Origin of the sequence: Halomonas sp. THAF12 (assembly GCF_009363675.1) — a bacterium.
Lineage (GTDB): Bacteria > Pseudomonadota > Gammaproteobacteria > Pseudomonadales > Halomonadaceae > Halomonas > Halomonas smyrnensis.
On record NZ_CP045399.1, the window covers coordinates 2,271,529 to 2,297,292 of the forward strand.

Here is a 25,764-nt window from a genome sequence, read left to right on the forward strand (position 1 = left end):
GGCACTAGCTTGGAGGCAGGGACCACCATGGCCCCTGATCAAAAGCCAACCGCAGAGGACATTCCGCCATGAGGACACGTTACACGACAGGCATCGCCATCCTGGGGCTGACGCTGATGCTCGGCCTGGCATCACCGGTCACCGCCCAGGAGATGGCGCCGATCAACGTCAACACCGCCGATGCCACGCTACTGACCGAGCTGCCGGGAATCGGCGAGACGAAGGCCGAGGCCATCGTCGAGGATCGCGAGGCCAACGGACCCTATGAGTCCGCCGACGATCTCGCCCGGGTCAGCGGCATCGGCGAGATGACCGTCGAGAGGCTCTCCGAGCAGGTCACGTTCTGAGAAACCGTCGGACGGCGGCGCTCGGGCGGCGTCGGAATGGCCTAGACCCTGAGCCCGCCGTCGCACTCTACCACCCGCCCGGTGAAGTAGTCGTTGGTGAAGATAAAGGCCACGCTCTCGGCGATATCGCCGGGCTGCCCCATGTGACGTAGCGGGATACCGTCCGTGATGCGCTCGAGGATGTCTTCCCGCAGCGTCGCGGTCATCTCGGTCTCGATGAAGCCGGGTGCCACCGCCCCCACCCGAATGCCGTGCCGGGCCAGCTCCCGGGCCCAGGTCACGGTCAGCGACGCCACGCCGGCCTTGGCCGCCGCATAGTTGCTCTGGCCGACGTTGCCGCCGCGCACCACGCTGGAGATATTGACGATCACGCCCTGGCGGCCGGCCTCGATCATCCGGGTGGCCGCCTCGCGCCCGCAGAGGAAGACGCCGGTCAGGTTGACGTCGATCACCTGCTGCCAGTCCGCCAGCGACAGGCGCTCCGACACCTCGCCTTCCCTCGCCTTGACCAGCAGGCCGTCGCGCACGATGCCGGCGTTGTTGACCAGGCCATCGATGGGGCCGAGGGCCTCCTCAACGGCGGTGAAGACGGCGGCCACCGAGCCCTCATCGGCCACGTCCACCACGAACCCCCGCGCGCCGACGCCGGCCTCTGCCAGCCGACCCACGGCGGCATCCAGGCTGTCGCCGTCACGATCCAGCAGCGCCACGGTCGCGCCCTCACGGCCCAGACGTTCGGCCATCGCCAGGCCCAGACCACGGGCGCCGCCGGTAATGGCAATGATGCGATCCTGCAGTGTCATGTCGAGTCTCCCGCCGATGGTGTCGCGTCTCGTCCCGGCCATCACACCGCCAGGGCAAGTGCCTGTCGTACTCAGCTTATCCCGAATGTTGCGATGCAACACTCGGCTTTTGGTCGAGGCTTGATTTCCCGGCACGACGCCCCCATCTATCGGGCATTCGTCAACGCGGAGTCATCATGCCCCTTCTCGCTTTCTTTACCGTCTTCGCCCTGCTCGACTTCGTCCTGCTGTTCACGGTCGGCAGCCATATCGGGCTGCTGACCACCCTGGCCCTGGTGCTGGGCACCGGCTTCCTGGGTCTGCACCTGATCCGCCGGGAAGGCGTCGCCACCTTCGCCCGCGCCCAGGAGCGCATGAACCGTGGCGAGCTGCCCTCCGGCGAGCTGCTGACCGGTGCCGCCCTGATCTTCGGTGGTGCCCTGCTGATGGCCCCAGGCTTCCTGTCCGACGCCCTGGGCTTCATGTGCCTGATTCCGGACGCTCGCCGCCTGCTCGGCCGACTGCTGGGCCGGGCCGGCATGCGCTTCCAGGGCGTGCACATGCAGGCCGGTGCCTATCAGGCGCGCCAGGGGCGCGACGCCGACTGGCAGCAGGCCGGCGAGTCACACGAGCCGGGCACGCGCACCTCTTCTCACGACGAGGACGGCGAGCCGCTGGAAGGCGACTTCATCGCCCACGACGAGCGCCGCGGCTGAATGGCAAAAAATTTTCGGACGGGGGCTTGAAAGCCCACTGGCCAGCCCCACTTATCCGACAGCAACGAGTTTCGATTCCGGCCCGCCGGAATCATCCCCACGGAAGGCAGACGCCTTCACCCCGCAGCAAGACCTGCGGGTTGATGATGAAAACGCCGGGGCAGCGACGCCCTGGCACAGCAAACCATCAGGAGAACGTGAGCAATGAACATCCGTCCCTTGCACGATCGCGTCGTCATCCGTCGCGTCGAAGAAGAGCAGAAAACCGCTGGCGGCATCGTGCTCCCGGGCAGCGCCCAGGAAAAGCCGACTCGTGGCGAAGTGCTCGCCGCCGGTAACGGCCGGATCCTGGACAGCGGCGACGTTCGTCCGCTGGACGTCAAGGTCGGCGACACCGTGATCTTCAAGGATGGCTTCGGCGTCGAGAAGCAGAAGATCGACGGCGAAGAAGTGCTGATCATGAGCGAGTCCGACATCCTGGCCGTCGTCGAAGGCTAAGCCTAGACCGCCACCCGCTCGAAACCGACGTTCACGAACTCACAGGAAACCTACGAAAATGGCAGCGAAACAAGTCAAGTTCTCCAGCGATGCCCGCACTCGCATGGCGAAAGGCGTCGACACCCTGGCCAACGCCGTCAAGGCTACCCTGGGCCCGAAGGGCCGCAACGTGGTGCTGGAAAAGTCCTTCGGCGCGCCGACCGTGACCAAGGACGGCGTCTCCGTGGCCAAGGAGATCGAGCTCAAGGACAAGTTCGAGAACATGGGCGCGCAGATGGTCAAGGAAGTCGCTTCCAAGACCTCCGACGTGGCCGGTGACGGCACCACCACCGCCACCGTGCTGGCCCAGTCCATCGTCAACGAAGGCCTGAAGGGCGTCATCGCGGGCATGAACCCGATGGACCTGAAGCGCGGCATCGACCAGGCCATCCAGGCCGCAGTCAAGGAAGTCGGCGAGCTGGCCGTGCCGTGCACCGACTCCAACGCCATCGCCCAGGTCGGCACCATCTCCGCCAACGGCGACACCAACATCGGCCGCATCATCGCCGAAGCGATGGAAAAGGTCGGTAAAGAAGGCGTCATCACCGTCGACGAAGGCCGTGGCTTCGAAGACGAGCTGGACGTCGTGGAAGGCATGCAGTTCGATCGCGGCTACCTGTCGCCGTACTTCGTGACCAACCAGGACACCATGGCCGTGGAACTGGAAGATCCGTTCATCCTGCTGGTGGACAAGAAGATCTCCAACATCCGCGAACTGCTGCCGACCCTCGAGGCCGTCGCCAAGGCCGGCAAGCCGCTGGTGATCATCGCCGAGGACATCGAAGGCGAGGCCCTGGCCACCCTGGTGGTCAACACCATGCGCGGCATCGTCAAGGTCGCGGCCGCCAAGGCCCCGGGCTTCGGCGACCGTCGCAAGGCCATGCTGCAGGACATCGCCATCCTGACCGGCGGCACCGTGATCTCCGAGGAAGTCGGTCTGGACCTCGAGCAGGCCACCCTGGACCACCTGGGCACCGCCAAGCGCGTGACCATGTCCAAGGAAAACACCACCATCATCGATGGTGCCGGCCAGGACGCTGACATCGAGGCCCGCGTCAACCAGATCCGCGCCCAGATCGAAGAGACCTCCTCCGACTACGATCGCGAGAAGCTCCAGGAGCGCGTTGCCAAGCTGGCTGGCGGTGTCGCCGTGATCCGCGTCGGTGCCGCCACCGAAGTGGAGATGAAGGAGAAGAAGGCTCGCGTCGAGGACGCCCTGCACTCCACTCGCGCCGCCGTCGAGGAAGGCGTGGTGCCTGGCGGTGGTACCGCCCTGATCCGCGTGCTGACCAAGGTCGCCGGCCTCAAGGGCGAGAACGAAGACCAGACCCACGGCATCGCCATCGCCGTGCGCGCCATGGAAGCGCCGCTGCGCCAGATCGTCACCAACGCCGGCCAGGAGGCTTCCGTCATCCTGAACCGCGTCAAGGACGGTGAGGGCAACTTCGGCTACAACGCCCAGACCGGCGAATTCGGCGACCTGTTCGACATGGGCGTGCTGGATCCGGCCAAGGTCACCCGTAGCGCCCTGCAGTCCGCAGGTTCCGTTGCCGGCCTGATGATCACCACCGAGTGCATGATCGCCGACGACCCGGACGAGCAGGAAGCTGCCGGTGGCGGCGACATGGGCGGCATGGGCGGCATGGGAGGCATGGGCGGCATGATGTAATCGGCCCCCTGCCCCAGGCCCCGCCTGAGAAAGACCCCCGCCGGAGACCGGCGGGGGTCTTTTCGTTGTGGCGAGAGCCCCCTCCAGCCAATGGCCGAACCGCGCAAGACAGGCTTGGCGGCTTGGCGGCTTGGCGGCTTGGCGGCTTGGCGGCTTGGCGGCTTGGCGGCTTGGCGGCTTGGCGGCTTGGCGGCTTGGCGGCTTGGCGGCTTGGCGCGGTAAGATACACGACTTACGTCTCTCACCACCTGGCTGCGCCCTCTGTCCATGCTTTCCAATATCCGTATCGTCCTCGTCCAGACCTACCACCCCGGCAATATCGGCGCCTCGGCGCGGGCCATGAAGACCATGGGGCTCACCGACCTGGTGCTGGTCAACCCGCGCGACTTCCCTCACCCCGAGGCCAGTCGACTGGCCGCCGGCGCCGAGGACCTCGTCGACGCAGCCCGAGTGGCCGGCTCGCTGCAAGAGGCGGTGAGCGACTGTGTCCAGGTGATCGGCGCCAGCGCCCGACTGCGCAGCATGCCCCTGCCCCACTTCGACGAGCCCGCCGAGATGGCCGAGTCGCTGGTGACGCATGCCGCGGGCGATCCCGTCGCCCTGGTATTCGGCCGCGAGCGCTTCGGGCTGACCAACGACGAGATCCGCTGCTGCAGTCACCAGGTCAGCATTCCCGCCAACCCGGACTACGGCGTGCTCAATCTTTCCCAGGCCGTCCAGGTGCTGGCCTACGAGACCTTCCGCGCCTGGCGACAGCGCCCGGATAGCGGCTTCCAGGCCGCTCGGCCGGCCCAGGATCGCCAGCCGACCCGGGAGCAGCTGGGCCACTTCCACGACCATTTGTCTCGCCTGATGCAAGCCAGCGGCTTCATCACCCAGCCCCATGCCCGCACCGAGGAACAGCTGCAGGCGCTGTTCGCTCGTGCCCAGCCCTCGCGCAAGGAGCTCTCGCTGCTGCGCGGGCTGCTGAGTTCGCTGGAGCCCGACGCGGAAGGCTGAGGCCTGAAGCAGGAGACGGACGCCAAGGCGCCGATCGACATCGAATCGTCATCGTCGATTCACCCCACCGTCATGCCCCTGGCCGAGACTACAACTGCCCAAGACGGGAACCGGCAACGGACACTGCCACTCGCTTCGCCAGGGACGCCAGGGGCAGGACGCTCCTCAGGGACGCCGTTCGGCATCGGGACGATGCCCAGGGAGGATGGGAATATCGCCACGACGCTCGCGTCGTGGCGTTTTTCTTTGCCGCTCCGGCACAAGGTGGCAGAGTGAAGGAGTCCACCGCCCAGGAGAGTCGCCATGCGCAGCGAGCCTGAAAAACCCTCGCCCGACGCTACCCCGCGAAAGCGGCAGCACCTGATTCACGACGAGCTTCCGAAAGAACACGAGGATCCGCTGATCGGCGTCCTGCACCGCGTCATTCGCATGGGCGTCAAGGTACTGGCCGTGCTGATGGTGTTCGTGATCCTGTGGGGCGTCCTGGACGTCGTTTACGTGCTCTATCAGCAGCTCGCCTCTCCGCCCTTCCTGCTGCTGGAAGTCGGCGACCTCTTCCGCCTCTTCGGCGCCTTCATGGTGGTGCTGATCGCCATCGAGATCTTCATCAACATTCGCCTGTATCTCGGTACCGATGTGCTGCCGATACAGCTGGTGATCGCCACCGCCCTGATGGCCATCGCCCGAAAAGTGATCGTGCTGGACATCGAGGCCGTCTCGGCCGAGTACGTGTTCGCCATCGCCGCCGTGGTGCTGGCCCTCGGCGTCACTCACTGGCTGGTCGCCCGCAAGCAGTAAGCCGTGGCGGTCCGCTTATCGACTCGCCCCCTCAACCCGAGCCCCTCCTCTCGTCGGGCAGACAGACACCGGCAACACTGGCAGAACCACCGGGCAGGCCGGTAACCTCTCTCGACAGCCGCGTGCCCGGCCGCCTTCGGGCCGGGCGACGACTCCACCGCGCATCGAGAGAGGTCCCATGCCCCGCTTCGCCGATCACCTCTATACGCCCGGCCCCGACAACCCCTTTCCCGGCCTCGCGGCGCTGCAGCGGCGCCTGGGCCACGCCATTCCTCATCGGCTAGGCTCCAACGAGGGGCTCGACATGCCCCATGCCGCGCTGCGTGAGCACTTCGGCGAGACCATGGCCGAGCACGTCACCTGCTACGGCGACGCCGAGGCCCTGGCCCTGCGTGAGCGCCTGGCGCGCCGCCACGGTTTCGACGTCGACAGCCTGCTGGTGGATGCCGGCTGCGACAGCCTGCTGGCCCTTACTCTGCGCACGGTGGCCCCGACCGGCACCACCGTCATCGCCTCCGCCGGCACCTACCCGACCTTCGGCTACTTCGCCCGCGGCCAGGGCTGCCGCCTGGTGGAGGTCGACTATCGAGAGGACGAAGCGCGACTGGCGCCGGACCTCGACGCCCTGGCCGCCGCCGCGCATCGGGAAGACGCCCGGCTGGTGTATCTGGCCAATCCGGACAATCCCACCGGCCATCGACACGCGGCCGACGACGTTGCCCGCTTCCGCCAGGCATTGCCCGACGACTGCTGGCTGCTGCTGGACGAGGCCTATCACGACTTCCGCGACGACGCCGACGCGCCGGATTTCACCCGCGCCCTGCCCGGCGTGATCCGCTGCCGCACGCTGTCGAAGGCCATGGGGCTGGCCGGGCTGCGCGTCGGCTACGCGATCGTCGAGCCAGAGACGCGAGCCATGATGCAGAAGGTGCGCATCCACTATGCGGTGTCGTCGCTCAGCCTGGCGGCCGCCGAGGTGGTGCTGGATCATCCCGCCGAGATCGACCGCCATCTGCGCGACGTGATCGCGCGGCGCGAGCGGCTGACGGCGCATTTCCGCGCCCTGGGTGTCGACGTGCTGCCGAGCGCCACCAACTTCATCGCCCTTCGCCTGCCCAGCGCCGAGCTGGCCGCACGCGTTCACGCGGCCCTGCTGGACGAGGGCAAGCTGACCGCCCGCGCGGCCCATCCGGCACTCGGCCACCTGCTGCGGATCACCGCGGTCGAGGATGCCCTGGTGCCGGGCCGGCTGGCGACGCTGGAAGCGGCACTCGCGGAAGGAAGTGAAGGCTAGCAGGCAGGCGGCGCCACTCAGCAGCGCCCCTGCATGGCCAGCCCGGGCGGGCAGAAGCCGCCGCGACGACGGTGATCGCGGTCGTCGCGGTGACGCCGATGGTGGCGACGCTCGCGGTAGTGATCGTCATGACGGCGATAGTGGCGATACTCCCTACGCTCGTGATGGCGATGACCATGGTGATAGCCGCCGACCTCCACCAGAGGGCCGGTGTCGATGCGCGCCGGCGTGTAGCTGCACCCCGTCATAAGCAGCATGGCCGCCAATGCCAGGCCTCCCATGACGCCGCGGCGACGTGAGGAGATCATCTCAGCAGCGCCCTTTCTTCGCCTGCCCCGGCGGGCAGAAGCCACCCCCATGGCTGCGATGGTCGTGATCATGGTGGCCACCGATCTCGAGTAGCGGCTCGGGGTCGATGCGGGCGGGCGTGTAGCTGCAGCCGGCCACAAACAGGGCGGCAAGCAGCAGGGTCGCAAGGGTCAGCGGGCGAATTGACATGGTACCTCCTGGGCCTGATGGATGACCGCCATTCTAGCGCAGCCCACAGGCCTTACCCATGTGGCGCCGCGACGACGCACCCTGTCTCCTGTCGGAAACACTTCGGCCCCTTGTCGGGCGAGAAGCGCCCCGTACCGGGCGGGAAGGCACGGGGCTCGCCCGTGGCGAGATCGCCACGCCCCTGCCTCTGGCCGGCATCCTCGGCAGCTTCCCGATGGGCTCGGCGCGGCTAGGCCCGAACACCGCCGAAAAATCCCCCATTGCGTCGCCCGAAATCGGAAAAAACCGCGGATGGAGCGCCCCCACGACTTTGCTATCGTCACGCAACACCCACCCGACAACAGGAGCGAGCCGATGGGCGCTGCGTCCCTGCCCGACAATGTCCCTTCCACCATGGCCGCCATGCGACTGGTCGGCCACGGCGACGTGGACCGGCTGGTCTATGACGAGACCGTGCCGACGCCACGCCCCGGCGCCGGCGAGGTGCTGGTCAAGGTCACCGCCACGGCCAAGAACAACACCGACCGCAAGGCCCGCGAGGGCCTCTACCCGACCAAGGATCAGGGCGACGTGACCTCGTTCGCCATGGGCGGCTCCCCGACCCTGACCTTCCCGCGCATCCAGGGCGCCGACATCGTGGGCCGGGTGGTCGCCACGGGCGACGGCGTCGAGGCCTCGCGGCTCGGCGAGCGCGGCCTGCTCGACTTCAACCTCTACGCCGACGCCCGCCGCGACATCAATCTGACGCCTGACTATTACGGCCACGGCGCCGACGGCGGCTTCGCCGAGTACGTCGCCGTGCCCTCGGACCAGTTCCACTCTGTGCCCAACGCCGAGCTTGCCGATGCCGAGCTGGCGGCCATGGGCATGTGCTCCTATCAGACCGCCTATCACATGATGACGGCGGCCGGCGTGACGTCGGGCGAGCGCGTGCTCGTCACCGGCGCCAGCGGCGGCGTGGGCACCGCCCTGATCCAGCTGTGCCGGGTCGTCGGCGCCATTCCCTACGCCCTGAGCCAGCCCGACAAGGCCGACGCCCTGATCGAGCTCGGCGCCGAGGCGGTGCTCGACCGCTCCGACATGAGCGATTTCGAGGAACGGGTGAAGGCCGTGACCGGCGGTGCCCCGCTCGATGCGGTGATGGACCTGGTGGGCGGCGAGATGACCGACCGATTCATCGACGCCATGATCTTCGACATGTCGGCCCGCTCGACCTACCCGCGGCTGTCCATCGCCGGCGCCAGCGGCGGCAACGTCAGCGAAGTCATGTGGACCCGCATCTATCTTTACCAGGTGCAGATCTTCGGCGTCTCCCACGGCACCCGGGAGGAGGCCGAGCAGCTGGTGGAATGGATCCGTGGCGGCCAGCTCAGGCCGGTGCTGCACGCGGCCTTCAGGCTCTCCGACCTGCACGCGGCGGAGCGCTACTTCGTCAATCGCGGCAGCCACTATCTCGGCAAGATCGTGATCGTCCCCGACGCCGAATGGGACGAACACGGCGCGCCCTTCGCCCTAGAGGGAACACAATGAGCAAGCCCGAACTGACGCTGCGGCTGATGGACACCCACGCCGGCGGCGACGTCAGCCGCATCGTGCTCGGCGGCGTCACGCCGCTGCCGGGCGCCACCGTGCGCGACCAGATGCACTATCTGCGCGACAGCGCCGACGGCCTGCGCACGCTGCTGCTCGACGAGCCCTACGGCATCCCCGAGATGTCGGTCGATCTGATCGTGCCGCCCAGCGATCCGGAGGCCGCGGCCGGCTACATCATCATGGAAGTGATGGGCTATCCCATCTACTCCGGCTCCAACACCATCTGCACCGCCACCGCGGTGCTCGAGGCCGGGCTGGTGCCCAAGCGCGAGGGGCGCCAGCACTTCCTGCTGGAATCGCCCGCCGGGCGCGTGCAGATCGAGGCGCTGGTCGAGAACGACGTGGTCGAGGCCATCACCTGCGAGGGACTGCCGAGCTACATCGACACCTACCGCGAGACGATTCACGTCCCGGGCATCGGCGAGGTCACCTACAGCGTGGCCTACAGCGGCGGCTTCTACGCCCTGGTGGATGCCACCGAGCTCGGTTTCTCGCTGGTCCGCGAGGAGGAGCGAGCCCTGTCCGACTGCGCCTACAAGATCGTCGAGGCGCTCCAGGCCGAGCGCGGCTTCACCCACTACACCCTGGGCGACGTGGGCCCGCTGCCCTTCCTGCACTTCATGGGCCCGGTGACCGAGGTCGCCGACGGCTTCTACCGCTCGCGCTCCACCACCTACGTGCATCCCGGCGTGATCTGCCGCAGCACCACCGGCACCGGCACCTCGGCACGCCTGGCGCTGATGCATCACGAGGGCCGCATCCGGCCGGGCGACCGGCTCGAGACCGTGTCGCTGCGCGAGACCGGCTTCATCGGCCAGTTCACCGGCACCCGCCAGGAGGGCGGCCAGACGGTGGTGGAGAACACCATCACCGGCAAGGCCTTCGTGCTGGCGCACTCCGATATCGTCGTCAATCCCGACGATCCCATGGTGCGCGACGGCAGCGTATACCATATTCTCGGCTCGCGGTCCGACGCCGCGGACTGATCGCCGGCGCGCCGTTCTTCGGCGCGCCGGCTCTTCCCACCTTGCCCACCGAGACCCCGCATGCCCACGGCACTGATCCTGCTCGACGTCCAGAACCTCTACTACACCAGCCGCCAGGCCCACGGCCGCAACGTCGACTACAACGCCCTCTGGGCCCGCGCCACCGAGGGCCGGCGGGTCGGCCACGCCCTCGCCTACGCCATCGACCGCGGCGACGAGAAACAGCGTCAGTTCCAGAACATCCTACGCGCCATCGGCTTCGAGGTGAGGCTCAAGCCCTTCATCCGGCGCGCCGACGGCTCGGCCAAGGGCGACTGGGACGTGGGCATCACCCTGGACGCCATCGACCATGCCGGTGAGGCCGACGTGGTGGTGCTGATCTCCGGCGACGGCGACTTCGCGCCGCTGGTCGACAGGCTGCGCCAACGGTTCGGGGTCGAGGTGGAGGTGTTCGGCGTGCCCGCCTATACCGCCGACGCCCTGATCCGCTCGGCCGACCGCTTCGTGCCGGTCGAGGGCGCGCTGCTGATGGGGAACGCCTCGCGCTAGCCGGCCCTGTGACGGGGCCCATGTCGTATTGGCCTTGTATCATGACGCTGCGAGAACGCCCCGCCGTGGACGGAACCGCATCATGTGGCGGCACAACTCGACAACACACGGTTCCCACCATGGTTTATACCAGCGCCATCCTGCTGAGCCTGATCGGCTACTTCGTCATCGGCCATCTGGCCGGACGACGGGTCAAGCACCTCGACGACTACCTGGTCGCCGGACGCAACGCCCCGACCTTTCTCATCCTCGGCACCCTCGTCGCCAGCTACCTGAGCACCAGCGCCTTTCTCGGCGAGACCGGCTTCGCCTATCAGGGCTATCCCTTCGTGATGCTCATCTTCGCCGCCATCAGCACCTCCGGGTGCCTGCTGGGCGCGCTGGCCTTCGGCCGCTACCTGCGCCGCAGCGGCGCCCTGACCGTGCCGGAGTTCTTCGGCAAGCGCTTCGCCTCCAAGCGCGTGCAGCGGATCGCCGGCCTGACCACGGTGCTCGGTCTGGGCGCCTACCTGCTGGGCGTGATGCAGGGCGCCGGCATCATGTTCCAGGAGCTCACCGGCCTGCCCTACTGGGTCGGCCTGGTGCTGGTATGGCTGACCTACACCGGCTTCATCCTCTACTCCGGCTCGCCGGGCGTGATGCTGACCGATACCATCATGTTCGTGATCTTCTCGGTAGCCGCCCTCGGCGGCTCGCTCTACATCATCCAGGAACTGGGCGGCTGGCACGGCGTGGTCGAGGGCCTGCTGACCCAGAGCGACAAGCCCGGCATCGCGCTCTGGCACGGCGTGCTTCAGGGCGACGAGGCGACCTTCTCCACGCCGGGCGAAGCGCTGACCTGGGGCCTGACCCTGGGGCTGGTGTGGGCCGCCGTGCTGGCGGCGAGCCCCTGGCAGTCCAGCCGCTACCTGATGGCGCGCAACGAGCACGTGGTCATGCGCTCGGCCATGCTCACCGCGGTGTCGCTGGCGGTCTTCTACGCCCTGATGATGATCACCGGCGCGGCGATCAACCTCTACGACCCGACCCTGAACGGTGAACGCGCCATGGTGTGGGCGGCCCTCAACGTGCTGCCGACCTGGCTCGGCGTGGTGATCCTCACCGGCGTCTTCGCCGCCGGCCTGTCGTCCTGCTCGACCTTCCTGTCGATCATCGGCTTCAGCATCTCCAACGACATCATGCCGGCCAACAGCGGCGAGGCCGCGGCCATGCGCACCAGCCGCTTCGCGGTGCTGGGCGCCGGCCTGATCGCCCTGATCCTGGCGCTGTTCCAGCCGCCGGCGGTGATGGCCGTGGTGTGGTTCGCGGCGACCCTGTTCGCCTCGTCCTGGGGCCCGGTGGCCCTGATGAGCATCTGGAGCCGCCGGATCACCGCCGCCGGCGCCGGCTGGGGCCTGACGATCGGCTTCGTCGGCAACCTCATCCTGTCGCTGATGGTCCAGGCCGAATGGCTGACGCTGCCGACCTATCTGCACCCCGTGCTGCTCAGCACCCTGATGGCCCTGGTGGCGATCGCCGCGGCCTCGTCGATGACCCGGGTCAGCCAAGCCGAGAGCGACTATCGGGCCTTCCTGCATCGCGACGACGAGCACGAGCCCGCCGGCTGGACCGCCGGTTCCCGCGGCGTCGCGGTGTTCACCATGCTGGCGGGCGTCGGCGTCGGCGCCTTCCTGTGGCGTCAGTACGCCGACACCCTGGCCGAGCTGGCCGGCCGCTTCGGCATCGCCGAGTCCGCGGTCACCGGCGCCTATGCCCTGGCCATCGGCTGCGGCGGCATGCTGGTCATCGCCGGCGCCGTGGGCTATCGCGCGGTGCGCAGCCGCCGGCAGGACACCCGCCAGACGACGGCTCTCCAGAGCTGACACCTGACCGCGTGGCGCCGCGGCCCTGCGAGGCCGCGGCGCCTGCGACTGGTCTCAAGCGTCCTCAACGACGGGGACCCGCCGGCAGTCAACGCCCCGGGCGCCTATACTGCATCGCAGCATGGCGAGCGAAAGCGGAGGCAACAGGCATGGCGAACGATACCCCGACGGCAGCGCGCAAGCGCATCGACCTGGCCCTGCAGGGCGGCGGCTCACATGGCGCCCTGACCTGGGGCGTGCTCGACCGCCTGCTGGAGGACGAACGCCTCGAGCTCGATGCCATCAGCGGCACCAGCGCCGGCGCCATGAATGCCGTGATGCTCGCCGGCGGCCTGCAGCGCGATGGCCGCGACGGCGCCCGCCAAGCGCTGCGCGAGTTCTGGCACGCGGTGAGCCGGCTGTCGCGCTTCTCGCCGCTGCGCCGCACCTTCTGGGATCGCCTGGTGGGCAACGACAGTCTCGATCACTCTCCCGGCTACCTGTTCATGGAGGGACTCACCCGGCTGATCGATCCGGCGCGACTCAACCCCCTCAGCATCAACCCGCTGCGCGACCTGGTCGAGGAGCAGGTCGACTTCGAACGGGTCAACGCCTGCGACCGGATCAAGGTGTTCGTCAACGCCACCAACGTGCGCACCGGCCGGGCCACGATCTTCACCCAGCCCCACCTCACGCTGGATACCCTGATGGCCTCGGCCTGCCTGCCCACCCTGTTCCCCGCCGTGGAGATCGGCGGCGAGGCCTACTGGGACGGCGGCTACAGCGGCAATCCGGCGCTCTATCCGCTGGTCGACCACCGCGGCTGCAGCGATCTGGTGGTGGTGCAGGTCAATCCGCTGGTGCGCAACAAGCTGCCCGACGGTGCCCGCGAGATCATCAACCGGGTCAACGAGATCACCTTCAACTCGAGCCTGATCAAGGAGCTGCGCAGCATCCAGCTGCTCCAGCGGCTGATCGACGTCGAGGGCCTGGAGCTCGAGCGCGTGCGCGCGATGCGTCTGCACCTGATCCACGCCGAACATGACGTCCAGGAACTCAGCGCCTCGAGCAAGATGAACGCCGAGTGGGAATTCATCTCGCGGCTGCACGACCAGGGCCGCGCGTGGGCCGATCGCTGGCTCGACGAACACTTCGAGGCCCTCGGCCAACACTCCTCCTTCGACCTCGACACCGTGTTCGACGACACCTTCGGCCCGCTCAGCCACCCCGACGATGCCGAGGGCGCCGACACCGACACCCAGCGCCGGGCCTGAGGCATGGCCGGCCCGCGGCCAAATGCCGCGGCCCGCTTGTCTGTCTTCGGGGGGCGACATAGAATCGCCCGCATGACTCACAAGCGCCCCTTCCTCTTCCTGCTGACCATTCCGGTGGTCGCGATCCTGGCCCTGGCCACCTTCATCTTCGGTGGCCAGGCGCTGTCCGACAGCGGCCGCGACGACGAGATCCGCCAGGCCCTGGCCGCCGAGCTCGGCGCCAGCGGCGAGATCGATCTCAAGAACCTGCAGGAGGTCCAGTACGGCTACGGCGTCTGCGGGCTGTATCGCACCGATGACTCGGAGAACGGCTATGCCTCCTTCTTCTACGATACCAGCGCCGACCGCCTGACCCTGGACATCACCTCGCGCCGCTATCAGTCGCACTGCAGCCTGTCGGCCGTGTGTTGATCCCCGGGCGCATCCTGAACGGAGAGACGACACCATGGCAAGCGCACCACGCCACCACCGGCTGACCCGCACCGCCCACCGCCTGACACTGGGCCTGCTCACCGCCCTCCTGGCCGCCGGCAGCGTGCAGGCCAGCGAGCTCGAGGTCAGCGATGCCCGCCTGCGGCTGATGCCAGGCGATCTGCCTGCCGCCGGCTATTTCCGCCTGCACAACACCGGCGAGGAGACCGTCACCCTGACCGGCGCCGGCAGCGACGCCTTCGGGCACGTCATGCTGCACCAGACGATGCAGGAGGACGGGATGTCGAGCATGCACTCGGTCTCCGAGCTGGAAGTCGCCCCGGGGGACACCCTCGAATTCGCGCCCAAGGGCTACCACCTGATGTTCATGAAGCGCGCCGTGCCGCTCGCCGTGGGCGATGAGCTCGAGGTCACGCTGGAGTTCGCCGACCAGCCGCCTGTGCCGGTGAACTTCGACGTGGTGTCCCCCGCCTCCCTGTAGTCCGAGATGTCGTTAACCATGAGAGCCTTCATGCCCGTCGCCCTGACCCGCCGGACGCTTTTACGCCGGACTGCCCCTCGCTTGACCCTGCCGCTGGTGGCCGCGCTGACGCTGGCCGGCTGCAGCGATCAGAACTGGCGTACCACCGATGTCTCCGAGATCATGCCGCCCCTCGACTTCAGCCTGGTCGATGAACACGGTGAGACGGTCCACGCCGGGGACTACGCGGGCAAGACCACGCTGCTCTACTTCGGTTACACCCACTGCCCGGACGTCTGCCCGACCACCCTGGCGCGGCTCTCGGCGGCTACCCACCAGCTCGACGACGAGCTCCGCGACGACGTCCAGGTGCTGTTCGTCTCGGTGGACCCGGCGCGCGACACGCCCGAGGTCATGGGCCAGTATGCCGATGCCTTCGGGCCGCAGTTCATCGGCCTCACCGGCGAGACCGAGCAGATCGATGCGCTGACCAACCGCTACCGCATCACCTACTCCTACGACGAGCCGGACGCCCACGGCCGCTACGACGTCACCCACTCCAGCGCCGTCTTCGCCTTCGACCCGCAGGGCGATGCCCAGCTGCTGCTGCGCGACAGCGACCCGCTGGATAACATCGTCGCCGATATCGAACGCCTCGCCTCCCAGAGCTGACGCTCGCAGCACAACACCGGTCCGAGCGCCGGGCCTCACGCCCGGCGTCCTTCCCTGGCGCTTTTCCTGCCCCGGCTGAGGGTTGCTCCTCGAACGGCCCCGCTAGATGACGGTCGGCGAACGTCCTGGCGTGAGCCGGGTCGATAGATAGCCAAGCCCCGCCCGATGTAGCAGAATCACCGTGTCCGATACGCCACTACGAAGGAACCCGATGAACACAGACGATCTAGAAGATTTCGAAAAATCCATGCACAAGGAGATCGACGCCTTTCTCGAAGCCGGATCTCGGCCCGCCAAGCCTCAGAAAGCCACTCGGTCCACCACGAAGAAGCCACAACCGCCCACGGCATCCGCCAGCGAGATGAAGACCGGCCATATCGTCAAGCTCGCCGTGCGCACCAAGCAGTTGGAACTGGACACCGCCTTCGAGTATCACTCCACCAGCATCTCCAGGCTCGAGGCCCAGATGGAAGCCGAGAAGGCCGCCAACAAGGCCGGCTATCCGATCATCGGCTATGTCATCGATATTCAGCGGGTCTAGTCAGCAAGCGATCACACCCGACATCCCTTCTTGCCCGGCTCGGCGGATACCACCTGCTGTCGATCGATGAATGAAGGCTTGCGGCGCTATCTTTCCCCCTTTTCCGATAGCCCTCTTGACCCATAAAACGACACGGGAAGATTCACCGCAGTAAGACACTTGCCAGGATCGAATAATCCTTGCACTTTGCCCCGATGACTACCGCCACGTCCCTTTCGGCACGGATGGCAAAGCAAGTAACGAACCATGAATGGGCACTATTAAAAGTCACGACAAAGCAGTTTAAGCATCTCTTCGAGCCCGATAGACATCAATCGAGTCGAGAGCCCGCTTCTGCGCATCACCGTGTTGCCCCCTGCCCGGGCGCCATTCTCGAGGATTCCCCATGCATATCGGCATCCTGACCATGACGTTCGCCCTGCCCCGCTGCGATTCCCTGAAGGAGAAACGTCAACGAATGGGCGGGCTGCACCAGCGCTATGGGCGTCACCCTGCCGTGGCGGTCTGCGAGAGCGGCGCGCGCGATAGCCTGACGACCAGCGAGTGGACCTTCGTGGTCACAGGACCCTCGGTGCCGGAGGTCGAGTCGCTGCGCAGCGAGATCGAGGACAGGCTGCAGCGGGGCGTGGACGGCCGCGTCACCGAAGCACACCGCGAGATGCTGTAAGCCGAACGCGGCCTGCTCAGCGTCGGTGCTGGTCGTCCGGCCGCGTCTGTCGGTTCGCCGCCGCGCCGCTCGCGCGGCCCTCGTCCTGGGTCACCGGACGCGCCGGACCCGGGCCTTCCTGACGGGCATTTGGCCGGATGCGGCGGCGCGCGGCTCGCGATGCGACCGGGCGGGCCGTGGCGACATGGCCGCCGGCACCGCGCCCGCGACGTTGGCCGCTGGCCAGGGCGACCAGGGCACCGGCGAGCCCCATGACCATGCCGACGCTGCCCGCCACGCCTGGCCACTCGCCGAACAGCAGCAGCGTGGCGACAAGCGTCACGGCCGGCGTCAACGCCACCAGCGCCGCACTCTGCCCGACCCCGAAGCGCTGCAGGCTGGCATTGAAGAAGCCGTAGCCGCCGAAGGTCGCCAGCACGATCAGCCAGCCCAGGGCGGCCAGCGTGTCCATCGTCGGTCGCGGGGCCGACAGCCCTTGGCCGCTCAGCCAGGCGGCCAGGGCGAAGACCAGCGTGGCCGCCATCAGCTGGGCGGTCAGCCGCATCGGCATGGGCAAGGCCGGAGGACGTCCGGCGCTCAGCACGCTGCCGAGGCTCACCGCGGCCACCGCCAGCAGCGGCAGACCATAGGCCCAGAGCGGCGCACCGCCCACGCGGTGCAGATCATCCAGCACGCTCAACCCCGCCCCCAGGGTCGCCACACTCAGTCCCAGCCACTGCGCCACCCGGGGGCGTTCACCCAGCAGGCGTCCGGCCAGCAGCGTCGCGGCCAGCGGCTGCAGGGCTCCGATCAGGGCCGCCACGCCGGCGCTGACGCCGTGTTCCACGGCCAGCAGCATGGCCAGCAGATAGCCGCCCATGGTGAGGCTGCCCACCAGCGCCTCATGTGCCAGGCCACGGGGCGACAGGGAAAGCCGGCCGCGGCTCGCGATCAGCCCCCACAGGACGGCCAGCAGGGTCGCCACGGCGAAGCGCCAGGCGTAGAGCGACAGCGCCGGCGTCTCGACGGCCACGGCCAAGCGACTGCCCACGAAGCCGCTACTCCAGCAGATCACGAAGCCCAGCCCGACGGCCAGGCCACCGAAATGCCTGGGGGCACGCCACCGCGTTGTGCGTTCTCTCGTTGCCAGCATCCTGATCACCTCCCGTCGAGCTTGCGGAGGCGAGTCTGCGCCGGTTAGTGTTTTCAGGGAATCGAAACTTATTGGAGTGAGCATTCAGCATGGCTGAAGCCTTGACCCAAACGCTGGATCTCGAGGCACTGCGGAGCTTCGTGGCGGTGGCGCGGCTGGGATCGCTGGCCGCGGCGGCCGAGCAACGGCATCGCACCGTCGGCGCCCTGAGCATGCAGATCAAGCGCCTCGAGACGCACCTCGGCACCCGGCTGATGATACGCGGCGCCCGGGGAATGACGCTCACCGCCAGCGGCGACGCGCTGCTTGGCGAGGCCCGCGAACTGCTGCGCCGCCACGACGGCCTGGTGGCCAGGATCAGCGGCCGCGGCCTGTCCGGTCGCGTGCGCTTCGGCATGCCGGAGGACTTCGCCAGCCACCTGGTGGGGCGCCTGTTGCCGGACTTCCTGGCCCGGCATCCCGACGTGGTGCTGGAAGCGGTGACCGCGACCAGCGGCCAGCTGGCCCGACGCCTCGAGCGGGGCGATCTGTCGCTGATCGTGGCGCTGGATCGGCCCCATCGACTGAGCGGCGGCGAACGGCTGTGGCGCACCTCACCGGTGTGGGCCGGCGCCCGCGATCTGTCGCTGTCGGCGGACGCGCCGCTGCCGCTGGCGCTGCATCCGGTGGACTGCCCCTACCGCCAGCTGGGCATCGAGGCGCTGGAAGCCGAGCGTCGCCCCTGGCATGCGGTCTTCACCAGCACCAGCATCCACGCGCTGGAGACCGCCGTGGAAGCGGGGCTGGCCGTCAGCATCCTGGAGCAGGACCGACTGACGCCGGCCATGCGCGAGCTGGGTGACGCCGAGGGCCTGCCGCGGCTGGCGGACTGCCATGCCGAGCTGCACTACGGGCGCGGCGTCAGCGCGACGTCCTGGCCGGCGGTGGAGGCGCTGGGCGAGATGATCCGGGCGCGTCTGGGGCATCGCGGCTGAGGAGTGGGATCGACTGTCGAGATTCCCCGTCTCGGCCGGGGATGCCTGCCTGCCGTCGACGGTATCCGCCGCGCCCATGCCGTGCTCCCGCTGGCCGCCCGGCAGAAGCGAGCCAATGGCTGAGCGCGCGGAAGCGATGTGATGACGTTTACCCCTCGCGAGATATCACGACGCCTGCAGCGCCCGCTCTTCCTTGCGATGCTGCAGCGGCGCAGTGCCGAAACAGCGCTTATAGTCGCGGCTGAACTGCGACACGCTGCGATAGCCTACCGCCTCCGCGGCCTGGTTGACGTTGCTGGCTTCCTGCACCAGCAGCTGCTGCGCCTTGATCAACCGCAGCCGCTTCAGATACTGCAGCGGCGAGGCCTGAGCCACCTGCTTGAAGTGCTGATGGAAGGTCGAGGGGCTCATGCTGGCCTGGCGGGCCAAAGCCTCCACCGAGACCTCCTCGGCGAAGTGGCCGTGCAGCCAGGACAGCACCTGCACGATCCGCGAATAGTGTCCCTGGTGGTGCACCAGCGCCCGCAGCGCCGGGCCCTGCTCGCCGCGCAACGCCTCGAACACCACGTCACGCACGCGCAGCGGCCCCATGGCGGCGGCCTCGGCGGGATCATGCAGGGTCCGCAGCAGCCGCAGCACCGCCTCGCCCATGCCATCGGTCATCGAGACGGAATCCATCGGCACCGGCGAGGCCTCGTCGGCGCTGCGCTCGCCCATGGCCGTCACCAGCTCACCGAGCAGCGCCGGATCGAGGCGAATCGACACGCCCAGCAGCGGCGACTCGGCCGAGGCATGGGTCTCGCATTCGAAGGGCAGCGGCAGCGTCTGCACCAGATACTGGCCGGGGCCGTAATGGATCTCGCGGTCGCCGAGATAGCCGATCTTGCGGCCCTGGGCGACGATGATCAGGCTAGGCTCGTACATCAGCGGCGTGCGCACGATGGGCCGATGCGAGGCCATCAGCGTGACCGACGGCAGCGTGGTCGGCGAATAGCCGTCGCGCTCGACCAGCGGCGCGATCAGGCCGATCAGCGGACATTCATGGGCATGGGTGACGGGCATTGACGGAGCCTCTGATGCGGCCACGGCCACACGATTGGGATGATTCAGGCGACATTTCTGTCGCCATGGTGCCCCAGCCTGAAGAAATTGGCAAAAACGACGGAGGAACATCGGTCCCCATCGCTCTGGTACCGGCGCATAATGCGCTCCATCGGCAACGGGGCGTCGCGTTCGTCCGATCATGACGATTTTTCACGCCGTCGACGCGCCCGGGATGCGCTCCTTCGGAGAAACGAGCAAAAACGCCGGAGGAACATCGGTCCATGACCGCCGTCCCAGTTCCCATAATGTCCAACGTCTTATTCTGATGGCGGCCCGCCCGTCATTCAGGACACCCTCACCGCAAGGAGGAACCACCATGAGCGAGACCAAAGCGTACGCTGCCTTTTCCGCCGACAAGCCCCTGGCGCCGTTCACCTTCGAACGCCGCGAGCCGCGCGCGGACGACGTCGCCATCGAGATCCTCTACAGCGGCGTCTGCCACAGCGACCTGCACTTCGCCCGGGATGACTGGGGCATGAGCCGCTATCCCGTGGTGCCCGGCCACGAGATCGTCGGCCGCGTCACCGCCGTGGGCGGCGAGGTCAGCAAGTTCCAGGTCGGCGATATCGTCGGCGTGGGCTGCATGGTCGACTCCTGCCGCCACTGCAAGCCCTGCGAGGACGGCGTCGAACAGTACTGCCTCGAAGGCTTCACCATGACCTACGGCGGCGATGACCGCCAGGACGGCACCTTCACCCAGGGCGGCTACTCCGACCAGATCGTGGTCAGCGAGCACTTCGTGCTGCGCATGCCGGAAGGCATCGACCTGGCCTCCGCCGCGCCGATCCTGTGCGCCGGCATCACCACCTATTCGCCGCTCAAGCACTACGGCGTGAAGGCCGGCGACAAGGTCGGCGTGATCGGCATGGGCGGCCTCGGCCACATGGGCGTCAAACTGGCCAAGGCGCTCGGCGCCGAGGTCACCGTGTTCACCCGCTCCGAAGCCAAGGTCGAGGAAGCCCGTCGCCACGGCGCCCATCATGTGGTCGTTTCCAGCGACGAGGCGCAGATGGCCGCGGTCGCCGAGACCTACGACTTCATGCTCGACACCGTGCCGGTGCAGCACGATCTGAACCCCTACCTGGGCGCCCTGAAGTACGACGGCACCCACATCCTGGTCGGCCTGCTCGAGCCCATCGAGCCGGCGATTCAGGCCTTCAACCTGGTGTTCAAGCGCCGCGTGCTGGCCGGCTCGCTGATCGGCGGCATCGAGGAGACGCAGGAGCTGCTCGACTTCTGCGCCGAGCACGATATCCGCTGCGACGTCGAGATGATCGACATGCAGGACATCAACACCGCCTTCGACCGCATGCAGAAGGGTGACGTCCGCTACCGCTTCGTCATCGACATGGCCTCGCTCAAGGACTGATCTCTCGATCGCCCCGACCGCCGGCCGCCCTTGTGGGCGGCCGGCGGCGTCGTGCCTGCGGCTCGCTGGCCGACGATCGCCGCCATGGCGTAGGCTTTGAACCGCACCACTCTCGCCATCCTCCACCAGGAGAGCACGACATGCAGTCACGCTACGTCACCATCCACGCCCATCCCGAAGGCACACCGGAACGCGAGCTGTTCGCGCTGGAAAGCGCCGAGCTGCCGGCGCTGGCCGAAGGCGAGGTCCGGGTGCGCAACACCTGGCTGTCGGTGGACCCCTACATGCGCGGCCGCATGAGCGGCGTGGCCACCTATATCGAGCCCTTCACGCTGGGTGCCCCGCTGGAAGGCGCGGCCATCGGCGAGATCATCGAGTCGCGCGCCGAGGCCTTCCCGACGGGCACCAAGGTCCGTCACATGGGCGGCTGGCGCGACGTCGCCCAGCTGCCCGCCGAGCGGGTCGAACGCCTGCCCGCCTTCGACGTGCCGGAACAGGCCTACCTGGGCGTGCTGGGCATGCCGGGCATGACCGCCTGGGCCGGCCTGAACCGCATCGCCGAGATGAAGGAAGGCGACAACGTGCTGGTCAGCGGCGCCGCCGGCGCGGTGGGCTCACTGGCCGTCCAGCTGGCCAAGGCCAAGGGCGGCACCGTGGTCGGCATCGCCGGCACCCAGGACAAGCTCGACTGGCTCGAGGCGCATGGCGTCAAGGCCGTCAGCTACAAGGGCAAGGACACCGCCCAGCTCACCGCGGCCCTCAACGAGGCCTGCCCCGAGGGCTTCGACGTCTACTACGAGAACGTCGGCGGCACCTGCCTCGAGGCGGCGCTGAACACCCTGAGGGTCGGCGCGCGCATCGCGGTATGCGGCATGATCTCCCGCTACAACGCCGAAGCCCCGAGCGCCGGGCCGGGCAACCTGGCGATGATCCTGATCCGCCGCGCCCGCATGGAAGGCTTCATCGTCTTCGATCACTGGGCGCACTACCCCGAGTTCCTCGAGGAAGTCGGCCCCCAGGTGGCCGCCGGCCGGCTCGACTATGAAGAGACCGTGGTGGAAGGCCTGGAGCAGACGCCGGGTGCCTTCCTGCAGCTGTTCGAAGGCGGCAATCGCGGCAAGATGCTGGTTCGGCTATGAGCCAGGCGCCGGTGGCGGTGATCCTGGCCGCCGGCGCCTCCCGACGCTTCGGCGCCGCGGACAAGCGCCTGGCCCGGCTGCCATCGGGCCGGACGCTGCTGGCCGCCACGCTTTCCACGGCGTCGGCGGCCTTTTCGCGTCTGCGGGTGGTGCTGCGCGAGGACGACGAGCCCGTCGCCCTGGGCCTGCCCGCCGACACGCCGATCCTGCGCGCGCCCCGTGCCGCGGACGGCCTGGGCGCCAGCCTGGCCGACGCCTTCACCGCGCTGGCCGCCGATCCCGCCCTGGCCGAGGCGCCCGCCGCGGCGGTGCTGCTCGGCGACATGCCGAACATCGCCCCCGCGACGCTCGAGGCACTGCGCGATCGGGCCGCCCCCGGACGCATCGTCCGCCCCCGGCACGCCGGCCGAGCGGGCCATCCGGTGCTGTTCGGCCGCGACTTCTGGGCGGAGCTTGCCGCCCTCGGCGGCGACGAAGGCGCGCGACGCGTCGTCGGCCGCCACCGCGCACGCTGCCATGCGCTCGAGATCGACGATCCCGGCATCCATCTCGATATCGACGTGGCCGACGACCTCTCCGCCCTGTCTCGCCGCCCTGTCTCGCGCAGACGGCGACTAGACTGACCGGATGCGCAAGCACCAAGAACGATAACAGGAGAACGACCGTGACGACCCTCACCATCAACGGGCAGACCCACGAGGTGGATGCCCCGGCCGACATGCCCCTGCTGTGGGCGATCCGCGATCTGGTCGGCTTCACCGGCACCAAGTACGGCTGCGGCCGCGGCCTGTGCGGCGCCTGTACCGTGCACCTGGACGGCCAGGCCACCCGCAGCTGCATCACGCCGATTGCTGCGGTGGGCGATCGCGAGATCACCACCATCGAGGCCATCGGCGACGACCCGACCGGGGCCAGCGTGCAGAAGGCCTGGCGCGAGCTCGACGTGGTCCAGTGCGGCTACTGCCAGTCCGGCCAGATCATGTCGGCGACCGCCCTGCTGCAGGGCAACCCCGAGCCGGACGACAGCGCCATCGACGGCGCCATGAGCGGCAACCTCTGCCGCTGCGCCACCTATGTTCGCATTCGCGCCGCCATCCACGAGGCCGCGGCCTCCCTCGGCCAGGAGGTGTCCTGATGCACGTCTTGAAGCAGCACGCCCAGTCACGCGCCGCGGCCGCCCTGTCGACGGTCAACGTCAGCCGCCGCGGCTTCATGAAGGGCTCCGCCGGGCTCGCCCTGGGCCTCTACATCGCCCCGCTGCTGGGCCGCGATAGCCGCGCCAGGGCCGCCGGCGACAACGGGGAGTTCGCGCCCAACGCCTTCGTGCGCGTGACGCCGGAAGGCGAGGTGGTGGTGATCGCCAAGCACATCGAGATGGGCCAGGGCACCTACACCGGGCTCGCCACCCTGGTCGCCGAGGAACTCGACGCCGACTGGGCCTCGGTGCGCGTCGAGGGCGCCCCGGCCAACACCCAGCGCTACCAGAATCTCGCGTTCGGCATCCAGGGCACCGGCGGCAGCACCTCCATCGCCAACTCCTTCGAGCAGATGCGCCAGGCCGGCGCCAAGGCCCGGGCCATGCTGGTGGCCGCCGCCGCCGAGCGGCTCGATGTCTCGCCGGGCAGCCTCGGCGTCCACCGGGGCAGGGTCATCCACGAGGCCTCCGGGCGCGAGCTCGGCTTCGGCGAACTGGCCGAGGCCGCCGCCGACCAGCCGGTGCCCGACGAGGTCACGCTGAAGTCGCCCGAGCGGTTCACGCTGATCGGCAAGCAGCGGCTGATGCGCCAGGACAGCCCGGCCAAGACCGACGGCAGCGCCCGCTTCACCCAGGACGTGCAGCTCGACGGCATGCTGATCGCCGTGCCGGCACACCCGGCACGCTTCGGCAGCCGGCTGACCGGCGTCGACGACGCCGAGGCGCTCGAGGTGCCGGGCGTGGTGGCCAGCGTGCGCTTCCCCTCCCCGACCCGCGACGGCGACCTGGTCGCGGTGCTGGCCACCAACACCTGGGCCGCCATCAAGGGCCGTGACGCCCTGGCCCTCGAGTGGGACGACAGCCAGGCCTTCACCATGAGCAGCGAGGCGATGGAGGCCGACTACCGCGAGCGCGCCGGCCGACCCGGCGACACGGTCACCGACCGAGGCGACGCCGCCGCCGCGCTGGACGAAGCCGCCCAGGTCATCGAGGCCGACTACGTGGTGCCCTATCTGGCCCACGCCGCCATGGAGCCGCTCAACTGCGTGGTCGACCTGCAGGACGATCACGTCAACATCCTCAACGGCGAGCAGTGGCAGACCCTCGACCAGCAGGCGGTGGCCAAGCTGCTCGACCTGCCGCCGGAGCAGGTGCGCATCCAGCAGCTGTTCGCCGGCGGCAGCTTCGGCCGTCGCGCCAACCCGATCAGCGACTACGTGCTGGAGGCCGCGGCCATCGCCAAGGCCGCTCGCGACCAGGGCCAGGCCGTGCCGATCAAGATGGTCTGGACCCGCGAGGACGACACCCGCGGCGGCCACTATCGCCCGTTCAACTATCACCGCGCCCGCCTCGCCCTGGACGCCGACGGCAACCTGACCGCCTGGCACCAGCGCCTGGTCGGCCAGTCGATCCTCACCGGCACCGCCATGGAGTCGGCGATGGTCAAGGACGGCATCGACGCCACCTCCGTCGAGGGCGTCGCCGACCTGGCCTACGGCGTGCCGTCGCTCAGCGTCGAGCTGCACACGCCCAAGGAGATCGGCGTGCCGGTGCAGTGGTGGCGTTCCGTGGGCCACACCCACACCGGCTTCTCCACCGAGAGCCTGATCGACGAGGCCGCCGTGGCGGCGGGCCGTGACCCCTACCAGTACCGGCGCGAGCGTCTCGATCGGCATCCACGCTGGCAGGGCGTGCTCGATCTGGCGGCCGAGAAGGCCGGCTGGTCGACGCCGCTGGAAGGCGGCGCCGAAGGTGTGAAGCGGGGCCGCGGCATCGCCGTCCACGAGTCCTTCGCCAGCTACGTCGCCCAGGTCGCCGAGGTCTCGGTCGACGCCGACGGCCGGCTCAAGGTCGACCGGGTGGTGTGCGCGGTGGACTGCGGCCTGGCGATCAACCCGGACGTGATCCGCGCCCAGATGGAAGGCGGCATCGGCTTCGCCCTGGCGGCGGCGCTGCACAGCGAGCTGACCCTCGACGACGGCCAGGTGCAGCAGTCGAACTTCCATGACTTCCAGGTGCTGCGCTTGAACGAGATGCCCGAGATCGAGGTGCATATCGCGCCCTCCGCCGAGGCGCCCACCGGGGTCGGCGAGCCCGGCGTGCCGCCGCTGGCACCGGCGGTGACCAACGCCATCTTCGCCGCCACCGGCCAGCGCATTCGTCGGCTGCCGATCGCCAACCAGCTCAGGGGCTGAC

Annotated in this window: 28 protein-coding genes; 23 read left to right on the forward strand and 5 right to left on the reverse strand. The window is 68.5% G+C overall.

What is annotated here, in order from left to right; genetic code table 11:
* Positions 1-68 precede the first annotated feature (68 nt).
* Positions 69-347, forward strand: coding sequence for a ComEA family DNA-binding protein (locus FIU88_RS10410; protein WP_152479175.1), 279 nt, complete (start codon positions 69-71; stop codon positions 345-347).
* Between the two features lie 41 nt (positions 348-388).
* On the opposite strand, the gene FIU88_RS10415 is transcribed toward FIU88_RS10410, so the two are convergent.
* Complete coding sequence (locus FIU88_RS10415; protein WP_152479176.1) at positions 389-1,150, reverse strand: SDR family NAD(P)-dependent oxidoreductase; 762 nt, start codon at positions 1,148-1,150, stop codon at positions 389-391.
* Between the two features lie 176 nt (positions 1,151-1,326).
* On the opposite strand from FIU88_RS10415, the gene FIU88_RS10420 reads away from it, so the two are divergent.
* The 6 genes from FIU88_RS10420 (at position 1,327) to FIU88_RS10450 (ending at position 7,142) form a co-directional block, all read left to right on the forward strand.
* Positions 1,327-1,845, forward strand: coding sequence for an FxsA family protein (locus tag FIU88_RS10420; RefSeq protein ID WP_152479177.1), 519 nt, complete (start codon positions 1,327-1,329; stop codon positions 1,843-1,845).
* Between the two features lie 204 nt (positions 1,846-2,049).
* A complete protein-coding gene (locus FIU88_RS10425; protein ID WP_016855308.1) occupies positions 2,050-2,343 on the forward strand; it encodes a co-chaperone GroES in 294 nt (97 codons plus the stop codon).
* A 58-nt stretch (positions 2,344-2,401) separates the two neighbouring features.
* Positions 2,402-4,051: a chaperonin GroEL gene (gene groL / locus FIU88_RS10430; RefSeq protein ID WP_016855309.1), complete on the forward strand. Its 1,650-nt coding sequence runs from the start codon at positions 2,402-2,404 to the stop codon at positions 4,049-4,051.
* 267 nt (positions 4,052-4,318) lie between these two features.
* Positions 4,319-5,050 carry an RNA methyltransferase gene (locus tag FIU88_RS10440; RefSeq protein ID WP_152479179.1) on the forward strand — a complete coding sequence of 244 codons (732 nt, stop codon included), beginning with the start codon at positions 4,319-4,321 and terminating at the stop codon, positions 5,048-5,050.
* A 303-nt stretch (positions 5,051-5,353) separates the two neighbouring features.
* Positions 5,354-5,848: a phosphate-starvation-inducible PsiE family protein gene (locus FIU88_RS10445; protein ID WP_152479180.1), complete on the forward strand. Its 495-nt coding sequence runs from the start codon at positions 5,354-5,356 to the stop codon at positions 5,846-5,848.
* Positions 5,849-6,026: 178 nt separating this feature from the next.
* Entirely contained in the window at positions 6,027-7,142 is a 1,116-nt protein-coding gene (locus FIU88_RS10450) for a histidinol-phosphate transaminase (protein ID WP_152479181.1), read from the forward strand.
* Between the two features lie 17 nt (positions 7,143-7,159).
* Here the strand turns inward: FIU88_RS10450 and FIU88_RS10455 are convergent, their stop codons facing one another.
* Positions 7,160-7,399 carry a hypothetical protein gene (locus tag FIU88_RS10455; protein ID WP_253742500.1) on the reverse strand — a complete coding sequence of 80 codons (240 nt, stop codon included), beginning with the start codon at positions 7,397-7,399 and terminating at the stop codon, positions 7,160-7,162.
* Positions 7,400-7,451: 52 nt separating this feature from the next.
* Positions 7,452-7,640 carry a hypothetical protein gene (locus tag FIU88_RS10460; RefSeq protein ID WP_016855314.1) on the reverse strand — a complete coding sequence of 63 codons (189 nt, stop codon included), beginning with the start codon at positions 7,638-7,640 and terminating at the stop codon, positions 7,452-7,454.
* A gap of 354 nt (positions 7,641-7,994) precedes the next feature.
* Between FIU88_RS10460 and FIU88_RS10465 the strand changes: the two genes are divergently transcribed.
* The 10 genes from FIU88_RS10465 (at position 7,995) to FIU88_RS10510 (ending at position 16,655) form a co-directional block, all read left to right on the forward strand.
* Positions 7,995-9,170, forward strand: coding sequence for a zinc-binding dehydrogenase (locus FIU88_RS10465; RefSeq protein WP_152479182.1), 1,176 nt, complete (start codon positions 7,995-7,997; stop codon positions 9,168-9,170).
* The gene (locus FIU88_RS10470; protein ID WP_016855316.1) at positions 9,167-10,219 is read left to right on the forward strand and encodes a proline racemase family protein; all 1,053 of its coding nucleotides are present in this window, start codon (positions 9,167-9,169) and stop codon (positions 10,217-10,219) included. Before FIU88_RS10465 ends, FIU88_RS10470 begins: the two co-directional genes overlap by 4 nt.
* A gap of 60 nt (positions 10,220-10,279) precedes the next feature.
* Positions 10,280-10,768, forward strand: a complete 489-nt coding sequence (locus FIU88_RS10475) for an NYN domain-containing protein (protein WP_016855317.1) — start codon at positions 10,280-10,282, stop codon at positions 10,766-10,768.
* Positions 10,769-10,887: 119 nt separating this feature from the next.
* On the forward strand, positions 10,888-12,630 hold the full coding sequence (locus tag FIU88_RS10480) for a sodium:solute symporter (protein WP_152479183.1): 1,743 nt from the start codon (positions 10,888-10,890) through the stop codon (positions 12,628-12,630).
* Positions 12,631-12,779: 149 nt separating this feature from the next.
* Complete coding sequence (locus FIU88_RS10485; protein ID WP_152479184.1) at positions 12,780-13,883, forward strand: patatin-like phospholipase family protein; 1,104 nt, start codon at positions 12,780-12,782, stop codon at positions 13,881-13,883.
* Between the two features lie 72 nt (positions 13,884-13,955).
* Positions 13,956-14,294 carry a hypothetical protein gene (locus tag FIU88_RS10490; RefSeq protein ID WP_152479185.1) on the forward strand — a complete coding sequence of 113 codons (339 nt, stop codon included), beginning with the start codon at positions 13,956-13,958 and terminating at the stop codon, positions 14,292-14,294.
* Positions 14,295-14,328: 34 nt separating this feature from the next.
* Positions 14,329-14,796 (forward strand): copper chaperone PCu(A)C, encoded by a 468-nt coding sequence (locus tag FIU88_RS10495; RefSeq protein ID WP_152479186.1) that lies wholly within the window; start codon positions 14,329-14,331, stop codon positions 14,794-14,796.
* 81 nt (positions 14,797-14,877) lie between these two features.
* Entirely contained in the window at positions 14,878-15,447 is a 570-nt protein-coding gene (locus tag FIU88_RS10500; protein WP_152479187.1) for an SCO family protein, read from the forward strand.
* 211 nt (positions 15,448-15,658) lie between these two features.
* On the forward strand, positions 15,659-15,988 hold the full coding sequence (locus FIU88_RS10505; RefSeq protein WP_152479188.1) for a hypothetical protein: 330 nt from the start codon (positions 15,659-15,661) through the stop codon (positions 15,986-15,988).
* Positions 15,989-16,373: 385 nt separating this feature from the next.
* Positions 16,374-16,655 (forward strand): DUF503 domain-containing protein, encoded by a 282-nt coding sequence (locus FIU88_RS10510; protein ID WP_152479189.1) that lies wholly within the window; start codon positions 16,374-16,376, stop codon positions 16,653-16,655.
* A gap of 16 nt (positions 16,656-16,671) precedes the next feature.
* On the opposite strand, the gene FIU88_RS10515 is transcribed toward FIU88_RS10510, so the two are convergent.
* Complete coding sequence (locus FIU88_RS10515; RefSeq protein WP_301339535.1) at positions 16,672-17,871, reverse strand: DMT family transporter; 1,200 nt, start codon at positions 17,869-17,871, stop codon at positions 16,672-16,674.
* A gap of 5 nt (positions 17,872-17,876) precedes the next feature.
* On the opposite strand from FIU88_RS10515, the gene FIU88_RS10520 reads away from it, so the two are divergent.
* Positions 17,877-18,761, forward strand: a complete 885-nt coding sequence (locus FIU88_RS10520; protein ID WP_152479190.1) for a LysR substrate-binding domain-containing protein — start codon at positions 17,877-17,879, stop codon at positions 18,759-18,761.
* Positions 18,762-18,926: 165 nt separating this feature from the next.
* On the opposite strand, the gene FIU88_RS10525 is transcribed toward FIU88_RS10520, so the two are convergent.
* Positions 18,927-19,823, reverse strand: coding sequence for an AraC family transcriptional regulator (locus tag FIU88_RS10525; protein ID WP_152479191.1), 897 nt, complete (start codon positions 19,821-19,823; stop codon positions 18,927-18,929).
* 358 nt (positions 19,824-20,181) lie between these two features.
* Here FIU88_RS10525 and FIU88_RS10530 point away from each other — a divergent pair, with 358 nt between their 5' ends.
* From FIU88_RS10530 to FIU88_RS10550, 5 genes are all read left to right on the forward strand, one after another.
* Positions 20,182-21,234: an NAD(P)-dependent alcohol dehydrogenase gene (locus tag FIU88_RS10530; RefSeq protein ID WP_152479192.1), complete on the forward strand. Its 1,053-nt coding sequence runs from the start codon at positions 20,182-20,184 to the stop codon at positions 21,232-21,234.
* A gap of 140 nt (positions 21,235-21,374) precedes the next feature.
* Positions 21,375-22,373 carry an NADP-dependent oxidoreductase gene (locus FIU88_RS10535; protein ID WP_152479193.1) on the forward strand — a complete coding sequence of 333 codons (999 nt, stop codon included), beginning with the start codon at positions 21,375-21,377 and terminating at the stop codon, positions 22,371-22,373.
* Entirely contained in the window at positions 22,370-22,996 is a 627-nt protein-coding gene (locus FIU88_RS10540) for an NTP transferase domain-containing protein (protein WP_152479194.1), read from the forward strand. The genes FIU88_RS10535 and FIU88_RS10540 overlap by 4 nt, the downstream gene beginning before the upstream one ends.
* 41 nt (positions 22,997-23,037) lie before the next feature.
* Positions 23,038-23,508 carry a (2Fe-2S)-binding protein gene (locus FIU88_RS10545; protein ID WP_152479195.1) on the forward strand — a complete coding sequence of 157 codons (471 nt, stop codon included), beginning with the start codon at positions 23,038-23,040 and terminating at the stop codon, positions 23,506-23,508.
* Positions 23,508-25,763 carry a xanthine dehydrogenase family protein molybdopterin-binding subunit gene (locus tag FIU88_RS10550; RefSeq protein WP_152479196.1) on the forward strand — a complete coding sequence of 752 codons (2,256 nt, stop codon included), beginning with the start codon at positions 23,508-23,510 and terminating at the stop codon, positions 25,761-25,763. Before FIU88_RS10545 ends, FIU88_RS10550 begins: the two co-directional genes overlap by 1 nt.
* Position 25,764: the final 1 nt, after the last annotated feature.